Annotated in this window: 20 protein-coding genes and 1 tRNA gene; 16 read left to right on the forward strand and 5 right to left on the reverse strand. The window is 34.0% G+C overall.

Going from position 1 to position 16939, the window contains the following annotated elements; genetic code table 11:
* Positions 1-7: 7 nt before the first annotated feature.
* From TD18_RS08150 to TD18_RS08165, 4 genes are all read right to left on the reverse strand, one after another.
* Positions 8-595 (reverse strand): hypothetical protein, encoded by a 588-nt coding sequence (locus tag TD18_RS08150; RefSeq protein ID WP_040251057.1) that lies wholly within the window; start codon positions 593-595, stop codon positions 8-10.
* Between the two features lie 202 nt (positions 596-797).
* On the reverse strand, positions 798-998 hold the full coding sequence (locus TD18_RS08155; RefSeq protein WP_040251060.1) for a hypothetical protein: 201 nt from the start codon (positions 996-998) through the stop codon (positions 798-800).
* A gap of 1 nt (position 999) precedes the next feature.
* On the reverse strand, positions 1000-1347 hold the full coding sequence (locus TD18_RS08160) for a hypothetical protein (RefSeq protein ID WP_040251062.1): 348 nt from the start codon (positions 1345-1347) through the stop codon (positions 1000-1002).
* 3 nt (positions 1348-1350) lie between these two features.
* Entirely contained in the window at positions 1351-1734 is a 384-nt protein-coding gene (locus TD18_RS08165) for a YtxH domain-containing protein (protein ID WP_040251064.1), read from the reverse strand.
* A gap of 186 nt (positions 1735-1920) precedes the next feature.
* On the opposite strand from TD18_RS08165, the gene TD18_RS08170 reads away from it, so the two are divergent.
* The 3 genes from TD18_RS08170 to TD18_RS08175 all read left to right on the forward strand — a co-directional run bounded on the left by TD18_RS08170 (position 1921) and on the right by TD18_RS08175 (position 4000).
* Positions 1921-3276 (forward strand): NAD-dependent succinate-semialdehyde dehydrogenase, encoded by a 1356-nt coding sequence (locus TD18_RS08170; protein ID WP_040251068.1) that lies wholly within the window; start codon positions 1921-1923, stop codon positions 3274-3276.
* A 12-nt stretch (positions 3277-3288) separates the two neighbouring features.
* Positions 3289-3441, forward strand: coding sequence for a hypothetical protein (locus TD18_RS17380; protein WP_162835791.1), 153 nt, complete (start codon positions 3289-3291; stop codon positions 3439-3441).
* Between the two features lie 82 nt (positions 3442-3523).
* Complete coding sequence (locus TD18_RS08175) at positions 3524-4000, forward strand: hypothetical protein (RefSeq protein ID WP_040251071.1); 477 nt, start codon at positions 3524-3526, stop codon at positions 3998-4000.
* 45 nt (positions 4001-4045) lie between these two features.
* Here the strand turns inward: TD18_RS08175 and TD18_RS08180 are convergent.
* Positions 4046-4123: transfer RNA gene (locus TD18_RS08180), tRNA-Pro, on the reverse strand.
* 123 nt (positions 4124-4246) lie between these two features.
* On the opposite strand from TD18_RS08180, the gene TD18_RS08185 reads away from it, so the two are divergent.
* The 13 genes from TD18_RS08185 (at position 4247) to lepB (ending at position 16923) form a co-directional block, all read left to right on the forward strand.
* A complete protein-coding gene (locus TD18_RS08185) occupies positions 4247-5347 on the forward strand; it encodes a PQQ-dependent sugar dehydrogenase (RefSeq protein ID WP_040251074.1) in 1101 nt (366 codons plus the stop codon).
* A 3-nt stretch (positions 5348-5350) separates the two neighbouring features.
* The gene (locus TD18_RS08190; RefSeq protein WP_241480657.1) at positions 5351-5806 is read left to right on the forward strand and encodes a c-type cytochrome; all 456 of its coding nucleotides are present in this window, start codon (positions 5351-5353) and stop codon (positions 5804-5806) included.
* Positions 5807-5853: 47 nt separating this feature from the next.
* Positions 5854-6462 carry a uridine kinase gene (gene udk, locus TD18_RS08195; RefSeq protein WP_040251080.1) on the forward strand — a complete coding sequence of 203 codons (609 nt, stop codon included), beginning with the start codon at positions 5854-5856 and terminating at the stop codon, positions 6460-6462.
* A gap of 2 nt (positions 6463-6464) precedes the next feature.
* A complete protein-coding gene (locus TD18_RS08200) occupies positions 6465-6767 on the forward strand; it encodes an FtsB family cell division protein (RefSeq protein WP_040251083.1) in 303 nt (100 codons plus the stop codon).
* Positions 6760-8145, forward strand: a complete 1386-nt coding sequence (locus TD18_RS08205) for a methylmalonyl-CoA mutase subunit beta (RefSeq protein ID WP_040251086.1) — start codon at positions 6760-6762, stop codon at positions 8143-8145. The genes TD18_RS08200 and TD18_RS08205 overlap by 8 nt, the downstream gene beginning before the upstream one ends.
* Before the next feature lie 5 nt (positions 8146-8150).
* Positions 8151-8792, forward strand: a complete 642-nt coding sequence (locus TD18_RS08210) for a hypothetical protein (protein ID WP_152611340.1) — start codon at positions 8151-8153, stop codon at positions 8790-8792.
* Between the two features lie 18 nt (positions 8793-8810).
* Positions 8811-10934, forward strand: coding sequence for a methylmalonyl-CoA mutase (gene scpA / locus TD18_RS08215; RefSeq protein ID WP_040251092.1), 2124 nt, complete (start codon positions 8811-8813; stop codon positions 10932-10934).
* Between the two features lie 83 nt (positions 10935-11017).
* The gene (locus TD18_RS08220) at positions 11018-12175 is read left to right on the forward strand and encodes a hypothetical protein (protein ID WP_152611341.1); all 1158 of its coding nucleotides are present in this window, start codon (positions 11018-11020) and stop codon (positions 12173-12175) included.
* Between the two features lie 158 nt (positions 12176-12333).
* Positions 12334-13098, forward strand: coding sequence for a ParA family protein (locus TD18_RS08225; protein ID WP_040251097.1), 765 nt, complete (start codon positions 12334-12336; stop codon positions 13096-13098).
* Positions 13098-13997, forward strand: a complete 900-nt coding sequence (locus TD18_RS08230) for a ParB/RepB/Spo0J family partition protein (RefSeq protein WP_040251099.1) — start codon at positions 13098-13100, stop codon at positions 13995-13997. Before TD18_RS08225 ends, TD18_RS08230 begins: the two co-directional genes overlap by 1 nt.
* Entirely contained in the window at positions 13987-14577 is a 591-nt protein-coding gene (locus tag TD18_RS08235) for a DUF5683 domain-containing protein (protein WP_040251102.1), read from the forward strand. The genes TD18_RS08230 and TD18_RS08235 overlap by 11 nt, the downstream gene beginning before the upstream one ends.
* Positions 14578-14580: 3 nt before the next feature.
* Entirely contained in the window at positions 14581-15282 is a 702-nt protein-coding gene (dapB, locus tag TD18_RS08240; RefSeq protein ID WP_040251105.1) for a 4-hydroxy-tetrahydrodipicolinate reductase, read from the forward strand.
* A gap of 60 nt (positions 15283-15342) precedes the next feature.
* Positions 15343-16923 carry a signal peptidase I gene (gene lepB, locus TD18_RS08245; RefSeq protein WP_040251108.1) on the forward strand — a complete coding sequence of 527 codons (1581 nt, stop codon included), beginning with the start codon at positions 15343-15345 and terminating at the stop codon, positions 16921-16923.
* The last annotated feature ends 16 nt before the right edge of the window (positions 16924-16939 follow it).

Below are 16939 nucleotides of genomic sequence, written 5' to 3' on the forward strand. Positions count from 1 at the left end.
CAATGTATTATTTAGAATAAATAACTCTATAATCACCTTCTAATTTAGTTTTCAAATCACTCATACTTTTAACATAAGTGTGTTGATTGTTAAAAACTCTGTCTGGTCTTTCACCAATAATATAATGCTTAACATTTAAGTCTTTAGCATTAAGAGTTAACTGGTCTGATACTCGCATTTTCTTATCGCCAATATCTTGACTAAGCATTTTTAGTTCGGAAATAACATATAAGTTGTTGTTTGAAGCCCAAACTTCCTTGATTTCTAAATCGTGTTCTTTGTCGGTTACCTCAGCTTCAATCACGATGTTACGTTCCATTTTTTCACTATCATCATTCGGCATATCGACATCTATAAACGGAACTTCGACTTCTTCTTCTTCCATAACGATAACAATTTTTGGTATCTCGACAGTTTTAGTAGTGGTTCCTACGTTGACATCTGCCCAGTTTACTTCATAGGTTGGTAATTGTCCTTCTTCAGTAGTTACATCAACATCCACTTCGGGCAATTCTGCTTCTTTCTTTTGGTTTACGTTACAACTTAATATCAATGTTGCCATTATTGCGCTCAGCGCTAAAGTTTTAATTTTCATAATATGTTATAGTTTTTATGGTTAATCTCACAAGGAATATATTTCCTTTGTTTCTCTGTTTGCAATCTACAAGTCTTATGTGTTTAGGCTTTGCTCTATCCCATAAATGATTGACCTATATAATACTTATGATAATTCTTCAAAAAAAAATACACAGAAGAATGACCTTTTGTGTATTTGATAAACCGATAAATGACTTTATCTACTTAATAATCTTTTTTATTAAATAGAAAGAACCGTATCTGGTAATATATTTTGTTGCTGTTTGCAGCCAACTCAACGGACTCAAATCTTCTTTGACCTGACCTTTAAAACCTTTTAATTCTTCAAAAGCGATTTGCCGTTCAAGATTTAATCTTTTTAAATCGTATTCAATATCTTCAAATGTTTTATAATGCTTCATGTTAATCGAAATATTTTTCAGAAATAGATGATATAATTTTTCTTTCAATGTGCTTTCTAAAGTAATACACGATAAGTGCCATGATTAAAAAACACGCACCGACAATTAAATATCCTGCAGAGATGCTTCCTAACGCCTCACCTATAGCCAAAGCACTGGAGACTGCAGTAAATATTAGAGCCAGCGTAAGCAGACCTCCAATAATAACTAATTTTACAATCAGACTTAAGGATAATGTAATCTGCTGAAAAACTTTCAACCTTAAATAAGACTGAGACGTTTTAATATAATTCTCTGCATTATTGACAGCTTCGTCAGTAGTATTATTAAGAGATTCAAATATGGTCATGTATTACGACGTTTTTGAAGTTTCTGTACCGTTGTGATACTTTTTATTTTTCTCTTTCAACTGCTTCAACTTCAGTTCAAGTTTTGTAATAACATCGTCTGCCTTATAACTAGCATCAGACATGAGAGAGTCAACTTGTTCCTCTAGGGTTTGTTTTTTGTCACCAACCGAAGTCGCTACCCTATCTTTTAAATGACTAGCTTCTGAAACCACTCTGTCTTTTAAGTCGACCGCAGATGTAGCTAACCGTTCTTTTTGCAAATTAGCTTCGTCAACTATACGTTTTCTTGTTATACTTCCTTTGTCTGGAGCAAACAAGACACCTAATGTAGCACCTATTGCTGTACCAGCTAATATTCCTAAAATTGTATTACTATTATTACTCATAATGGATCTATATGTTTTATGTTAATATTACTATTTATTCAAATATAAGATCATCACATGTGGTATCTTGACGCTATAGATGTAAATATTGACTGAAACAAAAAGATTATAAAAGTTAATAGTTTCACCAAATGAGTTAAGTCATTTATCAAGGTAAAATTAAATTGTCTAAAAAAAATTCTAAATATGATCAAAACTGTAAATCCATATAATTCTGAAGCAATTGAAACTTACAAACTGCATACACCCAGAGAACTTGAAAAGATTCTAGAAAATGCGGAAGCAACCTTTCTTGAATGGAAACAACAACCTATAGTACATAGAACTGATATGCTTGATAATTTGGCAGATAATCTTGTAAAGCATAAGAATGACTACGCTAAATTAATGACTAAGGAAATGGGCAAACCCATTACGGAAAGTATAGCTGAAATTGAAAAATGCATCCTGTTGTGTGATTTTTACAGTACAAATGCTGAATCCTTACTATCAGATGACCTGATTGAAACCGAAGCTGAAGAAAGCTTTATCAGTTACGATCCTTTAGGAACCATATTAGGAATTATGCCATGGAACTATCCTTTTTGGCAAGTGTTGAGATTCGCAGTTCCAACGATTACCGCTGGAAATACAGTTTTGTTGAAGCATGCATCTAATGTTACTGGATGTGCCTTAATACTTCAAGAATTGTTTGAATCTTCGGGATATCCTGATGCTTGCTTTCAAACCATATTGGTTGAACACGATCCCATAGAAACATTAATAGAAGACCAAAGAGTAAAAGCTGTTTCTTTAACTGGAAGCGAAAAAGCCGGTCGTAAAATTGCAGAAATTTCTGGTAAACATTTGAAGAAAACTGTGCTAGAATTAGGTGGCAATAATGCCTGCATGATACTAAATGATGCAGATTTAGACACACACATAAATACTATTGTAAACGCAAGGATGCAGAATTCAGGTCAAAGTTGTATAGCTGCAAAACGCTTTATAGTTGTGGAAGATATTTATGACGAATTTTTAGAGAAATTTACATCTAAAATAAAAACACTTAAATCGGGAGACCCTTCTGATAAGCAAACCGATATTGGTGTTTTAGCAAGATTAGATTTAGCAGATACCTTACAGAAACAAATCGAAGCTTCAGTTAGTAAAGGGGCAAAAATTCATTTTGGTAATAAAAGAAATAACACGTATTACCAACCAACCATATTGACTGAAGTGAGACCAGGCATGGCAGTTTTTGATGACGAAACCTTCGGGCCAGTAGCGTCAGTGATTAAGGTTAAAGATACAGATGAAGCTTATAAAATGACATCCATTTCAAGATATGGGCTAGGAACAATGATATTCACCAGAGATACAGATGCTGCAAGGACTCAAATTTCAGAAATTGAAGATGGTGCTTTCTTTATCAATGAACTGGTAAAATCAGATCCAAGGTTGCCTTTTGGTGGTACTAAAGCTTCGGGTTATGGAAGAGAACTTTCACGCGAAGGCATTTTAGAATTCGTAAATAAAAAAACAGTATACATTAACAAATAAAAATTGAAGAAAATGAAATTTATAAAAGAAGAAGACGAAAAAACTAGAGATTATATTTTACAAAAAGACGAAACAACAAAAAAAACATCTGCTTTTGTTATTGCAGTACTTGTTTTACTGATATTAGGTGTGGTTGTTTCAGGAATTTACTTTATTGAATTCTAATAGTGGATTAATTTCGTTAGTGTTAATTAGCTAGAATGGTGGAATTTTTGTAAATTTAAGATAACCTCTTAACTTCAAAAATATGAAAATCCTAATCTATACTTTGTGTCTAAGTTTTACTTTACTGTCTTGTAAAACAGAAACTACCAATAACGACATTGAAACCTCTGAAGAAGTTATTACACAAAAAAGTAATTCAACACTCATTGGTGCGTGGGAACTTGTAGGCTATTATAATTATGCCAATAACATCATAAAAGATTCATTTAACACCAGCGAAGGCTACAGACAAGTAAAAATGTATACATCTACCAAAGTGATGTGGAGCAAACATGTACCTACCGACTCTACGGAATGGTTTGGTTATGGTGCGTATAATGTAGATGACAATATTCTTACAGAGGTATTAGATTATGGTTCAGAAATGATGAGTAAAATTATACAAGAGAAAAAAGAATTCATTTATGAAATAGATGTCACTAAAAACTCATTTAGTCAAATAGAAATTGACGACGATGGCAATCGCATTTATTCTGAGAATTATAGACGCATTGAATAATTAGACTAATAAAAAAAGCTGAACAATTAAATGTTCAGCTTTTATTGGTCGGAGTGGCAGGATTCGAACCTGCGACCTCCGCGTCCCAAACGCGGCGCGATAACCGGGCTACGCTACACTCCGAATGGTTATCTCATAATTTTAAAAAGAAATCTAGTTTCTTCTCAAAATCGGACTGCAAATATATATCTTTTCTTTAAAAACCGATACATTTTATTATTAAATTTAAAGTCAAAAGTTGTTTTTATGTTATTTAGAAAAAAAGTCATGATTGTTATTGTTCTATTTACTGTCTTCGCCTGTGCTCAAGACAAGAATCCTGTGAATACAAAACACAGCTACGAAATGGTAGTCAAAGACCTCAATATTCCTTGGGGATTCACGTTTCTTCCTGACAACTCAATGCTTATTACTGAAAAAGAGGGCAAAATCATTCATTTTAAAAATGGAAACAAAACCGAAATAAAAAATGTTCCTAAAGTTTATAATCGTGGTCAAGGTGGTCTTTTAGACATCGTATTACATCCTAATTATTCTGAAAATGGCTGGATTTATATAACCTATGCATCTTCTGAAGGAGAGGATAATGGTGGACATACGGCATTAATGAGAGCTAAATTAAAAGGTAATACTCTTGTTGAGCAGCAAGTATTATATAAAGCTTCTCCAAATACAACTAAAGGTCAACATTTTGGATCAAGGATTATTTTTGATGATCAAGGCTATGTGTATTTCACCATTGGTGAACGTGGAAATAGAGATGAAAATCCTCAGGACATCACTCGAGATGGCGGAAAAGTATATCGTCTGCACGATGATGGACGCATTCCAATTGATAATCCTTTTGTAAATGAACCTAATGCCAGAAAAGCCATCTTTTCGTATGGCCATCGCAATCCACAAGGCATGGTTATTCATCCAGAAACCAGAGACATCTGGACACATGAGCATGGCCCAAAAGGTGGTGACGAAATCAATATTATTAAAGCTGGTAAAAATTATGGCTGGCCAGTAATAAGCTATGGTGTTAATTACAGTGGCACAAGCTTTACAGAGCTTACCAAAAAAGAAGGTATGGAACAACCCTTACATTATTGGGATCCTTCCATTGCACCAAGTGGAATGGCTTTTATTTCAAGTGATAAATATAAAGGTTGGAAAGGCAACCTTCTCGTTGGTTCTCTTAAGTTTCAATATCTGGATAATTGTTACATCAAAGATGGAAAAGTGATTAAAGAAGAACGTTTACTCGACGGATTAGGTCGTGTAAGATCCGTAAATCAAGGTCCTGATGGCTATATCTATGTTGGAATTGAAAATTTAGGCATTGTAAAACTCATCAAATAATAAATGAAACAGTTATCTTTCACTATACTATCCTGCATTCTCATGTGGTCATGTAATTCTACTGATAAATCAAAATCAGCAACCACCAGTAATAACCCAACAAAAACTGAAGCTTCCCTTAGTCCTGAATTACAGGAAAGCATGCAACGAGGTGCTGAAGTTTATAATGACTTATGCATAACTTGTCACCTTCCTGATGGCAAAGGTGTGCCTAAATCATTTCCTCCATTAGCCAATTCTGATTACCTCTTAAACAACAGAGTTAAAAGTATCAGAGCAATCAAATACGGATTGTCTGGCGAAATAATAGTTAATGGAGAAATTTATAATATGCCAATGGCTGCTTTCGGTCTCACAAATACTGAAGTTGCAGATGTAATGAACTACATTACCAATAGTTGGGGAAACCAAAACTTATCGTTAATAACTGACAAAGAAGTTTCTGAAATTAAGCCATAAACTGCCTATAAATATTTAAATTTGTATATAGAATTTAAAACAAAATTATGCTCATCATAGGTATTGCAGGTGGAACTGGTTGTGGAAAAACCACTGTAGTTAATCAAATACTAAACCAACTCCCTGAAGGTGAAGTTGGAATTATATCTCAAGATTCATATTACAAAGATACGTCTCATTTAAGCTACGACGAACGTGTAAAAATTAATTTTGATCATCCTAGATCCATAGATTTTGAATTGCTTGAGTCTCATTTAAAGGAACTTAGAAAAGGAAACCCAATTGACCAGCCTGTGTATTCGTTTGTTAAGCACAACAGAACTGGAGACACTGTTCATACGTTACCTCGAAAAGTTATGATAGTTGAAGGTATTTTAATTTTAACTAATCCAGAACTCAGGGACATGTTTGATATTAAAATCTTCGTACATGCAGATAGTGATGAACGACTCATAAGACGATTAAAACGTGATATTTCAGAACGTGGAAGAGATATAGATGAAGTTTTATCAAGATATCAAAACACACTGAAACCTATGCATCAGCAATTTATAGAGCCTATGAAAGAATATGCTGATATTATTATTCCAAACAACAAATACAATACGGTTGCAGTTGATATCGTAAAAACCATTATTAATGAAAAACTAAATTAATAATGAAATATCTCAAAAACATATTCGTCATTATATTTATCGTTTTTGCGGTGTGGATGTTATTTATAGATTCAAATTCGTTATTAATTCATCATGAACTAAATGAAGATATTAGCGATTTAGAGGACGAGAAAGAATATTATAATAAAGAGATTGAAAAAGATAAAAAAGCTATAAAAGAATTGAGCACAGATGAAGGCATTGAAAAACTGGCTCGTGAAAAATATTACATGAAGAAAGACAATGAAGACATCTACATTATTGAATATGAAGACAGCCTAAAAACTAAACCTAACAATGAGTAATTCTCTATTTAAACAGTTTCCTGAAGTTTCTTCAAAAGAATGGAAACAGAAAATTCAAGTTGACCTAAAAGGCGCTGATTACAACGAAACGCTTATCTGGAAAACAAATGAAGGTATTGATGTTAAACCGTTTTACCACAGCGATCAATTTGACAAGCTTCCTGAGGTTTCAGGTTCTCAAGCTACCGCATTTAAAATTTGCCAAACTATTTTTGTTGCCAATGTTGAAAAATCAAATTTAAAAGCTTTAGATGCCATTTCCAGAGGTGCCGAAGCTATAAAATTTATAATACCTTCTGAAGATGTTTCAATAGAACAGCTGCTTCTAAATATGGATATATCAGAATTGAATCTTTATTTTGAATTGCAGTTTCTGTCTTCAGAATATGTAAAAAACCTTCAAAAGTTTACACAACCTAATACTTCAGTTTTTATCAATACGGATATTATAGGAAAACTGGCTGCTTCAGGAAATTGGTTTTCAAATCTTAAAGATGATCACCAACAACTTGAAACTGTTGTTGCTTCTACTCATACGTTAAGCATCGATGTAGCGCTATATCAGAATGCTGGTGCAAATACCATTCAGCAGTTAGGTTATGCGCTTGCTCATGCCAACGAGTATCTAAATCATTTTGAAGATGTACTCAGTAATGACTCAAAGCATAAATTAAAGGTAGTTTTCAATGTGTCTGTTAGCACAAATTACTTTTTTGAAATCGCAAAACTTCGAGCGTTACGACTGCTTTGGACAAGTTTAGCTTCAGAATATGGAATAAATGAAAGATGTCACATTTTTGTAACGCCTTCAAAACGGAACAAAACCATTTACGATTATAATACCAATTTGCTCAGAACCACAACCGAATGTATGAGTGCTATTCTCGGTGGTGCTGATACAGTAAATAATTTAGCCTACGATGCCATTTATCATAAGGATAATGAGTTTAGCGAACGCATAGCACGAAATCAATTGCTTATTCTAAAGCATGAAAGTTATTTTGATAAAGTAAATAATCCTGCAGACGGAACATATTATGTTGAAACCTTAACAACACAGCTTTCAGAAAAAGCCTTAGAACTTTTTAAAGACATTGAAGGCAATGGAGGTTTTTTAAGTCAGCTTAAAGAAGGTACTATTCAAAGAAAAATCAAAGAAAATGCCATAAAAGAACAAACTCAATTCGACGAAGGCAAACTTGTACTTTTGGGCACAAATAAACATCCAAATCCGCAGGATAGCATGCAGCATGAATTGGAAATATATCCATTTTTAAAAACCAATCCGGTGAAAACGTTAATTGAACCTATAGTTGAGAAAAGAATTTCAAATCATCTGGATTACAAAAGATTAGAAGAAGAGAAAACCAAAAACTAATAGTGATGAAAAAACAGTTCTTTTATTTTGTAATATGTTTGATTCTTGTGAATTGCAAAGAAACACAACCTGAATTAACATTAAAGTATTCTAACCAACCAATAGCTATAGCATGTGATACAGATCATTCTGAATTATTTAATGAAGCCATTCACAGTTTTGAATCTGATATCACTAAATTTTATACTCAGGAAAATCCCAATTTAAATTATGCCTATAACATGTTCTTAAAAGAAAGCACTTCGAATACTGCAAATTATAATACCATTTCAAACGAACATGCATTAGCAATTTTTGAAGCGCTTAAAAACATTGAAGGCTTATGGGTTACTAAAAACAATCAAACGTTACCAAACTACAATCACAAAATATATAGTTGTATTGGAGACCATATTCAAGATAAGGACTTAAAAACGACCTACAATGCTCTGTTAACAACAAATAGCATGAGTATAAGAATGCTCAAAGATGTACTTATTGCTAAAAGCAGCAGACTTAATAGCGATAAATACTTAGCAACTTTTGTTGCTCTGGAGCTATATTATTCAAAACTTACTGATGTTGATTTATCTAAAAAAGAATTATTACCTGCTGACACAACTCGTAAAAAAGATAATGATCCTCATGCTGGACATAATCATGATTAGAGATTTAAATCTATTCAAATGAAAAGAAAAAACATTCAACATATCAAACTAAGCCAAAAGTTTAATAACAAGGCTGAAACTAGTGAACATGTGTTTCATACTGCAGAAGATATTGATATTAAATCAACATATTCTAAAGCTGATCTTGAACATTTAGAACACCTAAACTTTGTTGCTGGTATTGCGCCTAACTTACGAGGTCCGTATTCAACCATGTACGTTCGAAGACCATGGACAATTAGACAATATGCAGGATTTTCAACTGCTGAAGACAGCAATGCCTTTTACAGACGTAATCTTGCTGCAGGACAAAAAGGACTGTCTGTCGCGTTCGATTTAGCCACACACAGAGGTTATGATTCCGATCATGAACGTGTGGTTGGTGATGTTGGAAAAGCAGGCGTAGCCATTGATAGTGTTGAGGATATGAAAATTCTCTTTGACCAGATTCCGTTAGATAAAATGTCGGTTTCTATGACCATGAATGGCGCAGTCTTACCAATTATGGCGTTTTATATTGTTGCCGCTGAAGAACAAGGCGTACAACCTGAACAGCTGGCAGGCACGATTCAAAATGACATTCTTAAAGAGTTTATGGTAAGAAATACTTACATCTATCCTCCTACACCATCTATGAAAATCATTTCTGATATTTTTGAATACACAAGCAATAATATGCCAAAATTCAACAGTATCAGCATTTCAGGCTACCACATGCAAGAAGCTGGCGCAACGTGTGACATAGAACTTGCATATACTTTAGCTGACGGTTTAGAATACATTAGAAAAGGACTTGAAGCCGGAATGGATATAGACACGTTTGCTCCTCGTCTTTCATTCTTTTGGGCTATTGGCATGAATCATTTTATGGAAATTGCCAAAATGCGTGCAGCTCGTATGCTATGGGCTAAACTTGTAAGTCAATTTAATCCGAAGAATCAAAAATCACTGGCTTTACGAACGCATTGCCAGACGTCTGGATGGAGTTTAACCGAACAAGATCCTTTTAATAATGTCGCTCGAACAACTATTGAAGCTGCAGCAGCTGCCTTTGGTGGCACACAAAGCTTACATACCAATGCTTTAGATGAAGCCATTGCCTTACCTACTGATTTTTCTGCACGAATCGCAAGAAATACTCAGATATTTTTACAGGAAGAAACTCACCTCTCAAAAACCGTCGACCCTTGGGCTGGAAGTTATTATGTTGAGAAATTAACACATGATATCACTCAAAAAGCCTGGACACTTATTGAAGAAGTTGAAGAACTTGGCGGAATGACCAAAGCTATTGAAGCTGGAATTCCGAAATTAAGAATTGAAGAAGCTGCTGCTCGTAAGCAAGCCAAAATTGATTCTGCTCAAGATATTATTGTTGGCGTAAATAAATACCGCCTTGAAGAAGAAGATCCGATTTCAACTCTTGAAGTCGATAATCAAACGGTTAGAAACGGACAAATACAGCGTTTGGAGCATATTAAATCTACAAGAGACGCAAATGCTGTTGAAACTGCTCTCAAAAATTTAACAGAAGCAGCCAAAACTGGAAAAGAAAATTTACTAGCTTTAGCAGTAGTTGCAGCTCGCAACAGAGCAACTTTAGGAGAAATCAGTGATGCTTTAGAAGTGGAATTCGGAAGATATAAAGCACAAATAAAATCATTTTCAGGCGTGTACAGTAAAGAAATTAAGGACGATGAAAGTTTCAAAAAAGCCAGAGAGCTCGCCGATACTTTTGCAGAACAAGAAGGTCGCAGACCGCGTATCATGATTGCTAAAATGGGACAAGATGGTCACGACAGAGGCGCAAAAGTAGTAGCTACTGGTTATGCAGATGTTGGCTTTGATGTTGACATAGGTCCATTGTTTCAAACACCAAAAGAAGCGGCTAAACAAGCTGTAGAGAATGATGTTCACATTTTAGGTGTATCTTCCTTAGCTGCAGGACACAAGACTTTAGTGCCTCAAGTAATAGAAGAACTAAAAAACTATGGTCGCGAAGACATTATGGTCATCGTTGGAGGTGTCATCCCAAAACAAGATTATCAATATTTATTTGATGCAGGTGCTGTTGCTGTTTTTGGTCCTGGCACAAAAATTAGTGAAGCTGCGATTAAAATACTGGAAATTTTAATTGAGTAAAAAAACTACACATTTCTTGTTTTTATGTCATCATTCTCATTTAAATGATTAATTTTATTTCTTAAAATTTTTAATCAAAACTCATGAAAAAAAGCCTATTAGTTTTATTGTCTGTACTGCTAACAATCAGTATGTTTTCTCAGAATGTATTTCAAAATGGTAGCTACACTACCAACAATCAAGAAGAGGTAAACGGCTTAATAAAAGTTGTTTCAGAAAGCAATATTATATACAAACAAAGCGATGATGCAAAAGAAACAATGTTTACATCTGAAACCATTCAAGGCTACACCTTAAATGATCCATTTAGAAAGTTTACAAGTCTATCTGAAAACAATACACCATCTGCCTTTTATGAATATGTCATTGAAGGTGACATTTCCTTGTTAATCTTAAATAAAGTATACTACATTCATAACCAAACCAATGGATTGAAAAAACTGGAAGTAAAAAAAATAGAACAATCTACAGATCAAGGTGTTTTTGAAAGCACTATTAATAGTTACATAGGAATTTTAAGCTACTATGCTAAAGACTGTCCGTCATTACAAGCTGATGTAAATTCAGTCGTTTACAGACGTAATAGCTTATCTGAATTTGTTATTAAACTCAATGAATGTAACAACAACCCTATTAATGATTACTCTGAAGATCCTGCGATCAATTTATTAGAACTAGGCATAACAGCTGGTGGTAATTATGCTGCTTTCGAAGATGCTCGCACGAGTGGATATAAAACTGATGGTGGAGATTTTGGATTGAGCTTGAGTGCTTATCTAAGCTATTCTCCTAATATCACTAAGAATAAAATTTCATTCTTTTTAGGTGTTGAATATAATCAGAAAAAAGATGAATACACGTATGAAAAATCAAACTTCCCAGGACCAAGAACGGTTATTCATGATGCCAGTGTAATTGAGCCATATATTGCTGCAATTTATCAACCGTTCTACAACAAAAAAGGATTATTTAGTCCGTATATTGGAATTGGTAGTTCATATGGCTTTACGCTACAACACGAGGTCACTATAATTGATTTATTTTCTGAGCAACGTTTTGATAGAGAATTAGATCAAACATTTTCTATACTGTTTAAGCTTGGTAGTTTTATAACTATAAGTGAGAATAAATTCCTATTCGAAATCGTATATAGCAATTACAGTTACCAGATACCTGGCAAAGTTGAAGATTATGGAAATAATTTTCAAATCAAACTAGGCTATGTAATTAATCTTAACTAAAGACTTCTATAACATTAAAAAAACCATCTAATATAAATTTAAGATGGTTTTTTTTAGTTGACACCTTTGCTCTTTAGTTTAACACCTGTTAACAACTTCCATTTCCAATAGTCGCAAATAATCGTATTTTTACAGTTCATAAAAAACCAAATCATTTAATGGGTAAAATCATTGCAATTGCCAATCAAAAAGGCGGTGTTGGTAAAACAACAACCTCTGTAAACCTTGCTGCTTCTCTAGGTGTATTAGAAAAAAAAGTATTGCTTATCGATGCAGATCCTCAAGCTAATGCAACTTCTGGTCTTGGGATTGATGTGGAACATGTTGAGATTGGCTCATATCAATTATTAGAACACACAGCCAGTGCTGAAGAATGTATAATAAAAACCGATTCACCCAATGTTGATATCATTCCAGCTCATATTGATTTAGTGGCTATTGAAATTGAATTAGTCGATAAAGATGAACGTGAATACATGCTCAAAAAAGCAATTTCACATTTAAAATCAACTTACGACTATATTCTAATTGATTGTGCTCCTTCATTAGGACTATTGACATTAAATGCATTGACTGCTTCAGATGCTGTAATTATTCCTATTCAATGTGAATACTTTGCGCTTGAAGGTCTTGGAAAGTTATTAAACACTGTTAAAAGTGTTCAAAAAATTCATAATAAAGATTTAGATATTGAAGGCATGTTGCTCACCATGTATGACCAACGTTTACGGTTATCAAATCAAGTGGTAGAAGAAGTACAAAAACACTTTAGTAATATGGTTTTTGAAACCATAATACAACGTAATGTTCGTTTAGGTGAAGCTCCAAGTTATGGTGAAAGCATTATTAAATATGATGTAAGTAGTAAAGGTGCTTCAAATTATTTAAGTTTGGCTAAAGAAATTATTAATAAGAACGCATAATGGCGAAGGCAACAAAAAAACAAGCTTTAGGAAGAGGACTCTCAGCACTTCTGAAAGATCCTTCTAATGATATTAATTCTGTGAAAGATAAAAATGCAGATACCATTATTGGAAACATTGTAGAGCTTGATATTGAAGCTATTGAAATTAATCCGTTTCAACCTCGAACCAACTTTAACGAAGAAACCTTACGTGAGTTAGCGTCTTCAATAAAAGAATTAGGTGTTATACAACCAATTACAGTTAGAAAATTAGAATTTAATAAATTCCAACTGGTTTCTGGTGAACGTCGTTTTAGAGCTTCAAAACTCATTGGTTTAAAAACCATTCCTGCATACATACGTATTGCAAATGACCAGGAATCTCTTGAAATGGCTTTGGTGGAAAACATCCAGAGACAAGATCTTGATCCTATTGAAATTGCACTGTCATACCAACGTTTAATTGACGAAATTAAACTTACTCAAGAACAAATGAGTGAACGCGTCGGAAAAAAACGTTCTACAATTGCTAATTACCTTAGGTTATTAAAACTAGACCCAATTATTCAAACTGGTATGCGAGATGGTTTTATTACTATGGGACACGGTCGAGCCATTATCAATATTGAAGATCAAAGTATTCAGCTGAATATTTATGAAAAAATCATAACCGATAAATTATCGGTGAGAGCGACTGAGCAATTGGTTAAAAACTTTCACAATACCGACACAGTTAAACCTGAGAAAAAGGAAGAACTTCCAAAATATATTAAAAAAGGAGTCAAAGAGTTTTCAGAATACTTTGGACATAAAATTAGCGTTAAAGTATCTAAGAATGGAAAAGGGCAAATTACAATTCCCTTTCATTCTGAAGAAGATTTTAACCGCATAAAAAAACTCGTGCAAAGTGCCAAATAAGCAGCTTTACATAATCGGTCTTTTGCTGCTTTTTGGGTGTATTTCTTATGCTCAAAGCACCAAAGACAATGATAGTCTCAAAGTGGATACAGACCTTATGGTCGTTTCAGACACGATTCAACGCAAGCCAATCAATATTCTTGCGCCTTCTAAAGCAGCATTTTATTCTGCCGTACTACCTGGTTTAGGACAAGCTTACAATAAGAAATACTGGAAAATCCCAATCGTTTATGCTGCCATTGGTACTGGGATTTATTTTTATGTGACTAACGATAAAGAATACGATCGTTACAGAGATGAGTACAAACGACGTTTAGCAGGAAATAGTGCTGCAAGTGGTGAGTTTCCACAAGTAAGTAATGATGGTCTAATAAATGCCCAACAAACACTTAAGCGCCAAAAAGAATTATCATTATTAATTACCATTGGTCTTTATGCATTGAATATTGTAGATGCGAATGTCGATGCACATTTGCTGCAATACAATGTCGATGAAAACTTAGCCATAAAGCCGCATTTTCAATACAATCGGATGGAGAATTCTTCAGATTTAGGGCTCACGCTAAACTTTAAATTCTAAACCATGAATATTGCGTTGCTAGGCTACGGAAAAATGGGTAAAGCCATTGAAAAGATCGCTATTCAAAGAGGCCACAACATTGTATTGAAAGTTTCCAGAGACACAAAAATTTATACTTTGGATAATGTTGATATTGCTATAGATTTCAGCTTACCTTCTACTGCTTTTGAAAATATAAGTCAATGTATTAAACAACGTACACCTGTCATTTCCGGAACTACAGGCTGGCTAGAAAAATACAATGATATTATTTCTCTTTGTAACCAACACAATGGTACTTTTTTATATGCATCTAATTTTAGTTTAGGAGTAAACATCTTTTTTGAGGTGAATAAAACGCTGGCAAAACTGATGAAAGGTTTACCGCAATATGATGTGAACATTGAAGAAATTCATCATACTCAAAAACTGGATGCACCTAGTGGAACTGCAATTACACTTGCCGAACAGATTATGAATCAGTTGGATTACAAAAATTGGACGCTTGAGACTCCTAAACCAAAAGAGATTGGTATTTTAGCAAAACGAATTGAAAATGTTCCTGGAACACATGAAATTAATTATGAATCTGAAGTGGATACCATTTCAATAAAACATGCTGCGCATAGCAGAGAAGGTTTTGCTCTTGGTGCTGTGATTGCTGCAGAATGGATTCATGATAAAACCGGAGTTTACACCATGAAAGATGTGTTAAACATTGGTTAATTTGTAATTTATGAGTAACATTTTAAAATTTTTTCCAACCAACAACACAAATAACATATTATGACAATAACACAGTGGTTAATTTTCATCTTGGTGATACAGGTTATTCACGGACTTGGAACATGGAAACTTTATGTAAAAGCTGGACGACAAGCTTGGGAAGCTTTTGTTCCCGTTTACAATTCGGTAATCTTAATGAAAATCATTAACAGACCTTGGTGGTGGACCATCTTATTATTTGTTCCTATTGTTAATCTTATTATGCTTCCTGTTGTTTGGGTTGAAACAGCGAGAAGTTTTGGAAAGAATACCTATCAGGATACTTGTCTTGCCATCATCACTTTAGGTTTCTATAACTTTTATCTTAACTATATAGCAGATGTAACCTATATTGAAAATAGAGATTTACATCCTAAATCAAGCTCAGGCGATTGGGTCAGCTCCATCTTATTTGCTATCGTAGCTGCGACTATTGTTCATACGTATTTTATCCAGCCATTTACGATTCCAAGTTCTTCCTTAGAGAAATCCTTATTGGTAGGTGATTTTTTGTTTGTTAGCAAATTTCACTATGGCGCTAGAATACCAATGACAACTGTTGCTGCTCCAATGGTTCACGATACCATACCAAAACTTAATGTAAAATCCTACTTGTTTGATGATCGCTACGATGAACGCAAAGGTTCTTGGAAAAACAAACTGCAGTTGCCATATATGCGATTACCAGGTTTTGAAAACATTGAACGTAACGACATTGTTGTTTTTAATCAGCCAGCAGATACTTTGCTGAATATGAATGATTTTAATCCAGATCGTAACTACTACAAACCTATTGACAAAAAAACTAATCTGGTGAAACGCTGTGTAGGTGTTCCTGGAGATTCTCTAGAAATTAGAGATGGCTATGTTTATATCAACGGAAAGAAAAATCAATTACCAGACAGAGCAAAATTACAGTTCGCTTATGACATTCAATTGAAAGGTAATTTTACTGGTGAACAAATTTATGAAGCCTTGCGTCGTTATGACATCACTGATAATCCGTATCAAGTAGAAGAGGGTTCTATTGTCGTTCAGGCTACTGAAGAATCTGTTGCCAAGGCGAAAAACAATCCTTATTTTGCTAGTATTACCAGACGTTCTACTCCAAAAGGTGTTGACGGAAATTTATTCCCTAGAGATCCTCAATTTCCTTGGAATTATGATAACTTCGGACCAATTTATATTCCCAAAGAAGGTGTAACTATTGATTTGAACTTGGATGTTTTACCACTTTACAAACGACTAATTACTGAATATGAAGGCAATTCGCTTAGCGTTAATGGCAATCAGATTATAATCAATGGAAGTCCTGCAACATCGTACACGTTTAATCAAAATTATTACTGGATGATGGGAGACAATAGAGATAATTCTATTGATGCTAGAGCTTGGGGTTATGTGCCTTTTGATCATGTGGTTGGTAAACCTGTATTTATCTGGATGAGTTGGGACGGAATTAAAAATCCGCGTTGGGAACGTTGGTTTACGACCGTTGGTGGAAGCGGAAAAGCAACATCATACCTGATTCCTTTTCTTGTAGTGTTATTTGGATGGTTCGGATTTAATGCATGGCGAAAACGTAAAAAAGCGAAAAGCTAATTCTGTTTTAAACTTC

Origin of the sequence: Psychroserpens mesophilus, from assembly GCF_000826645.1 — a bacterium.
GTDB lineage: Bacteria > Bacteroidota > Bacteroidia > Flavobacteriales > Flavobacteriaceae > Psychroserpens > Psychroserpens mesophilus.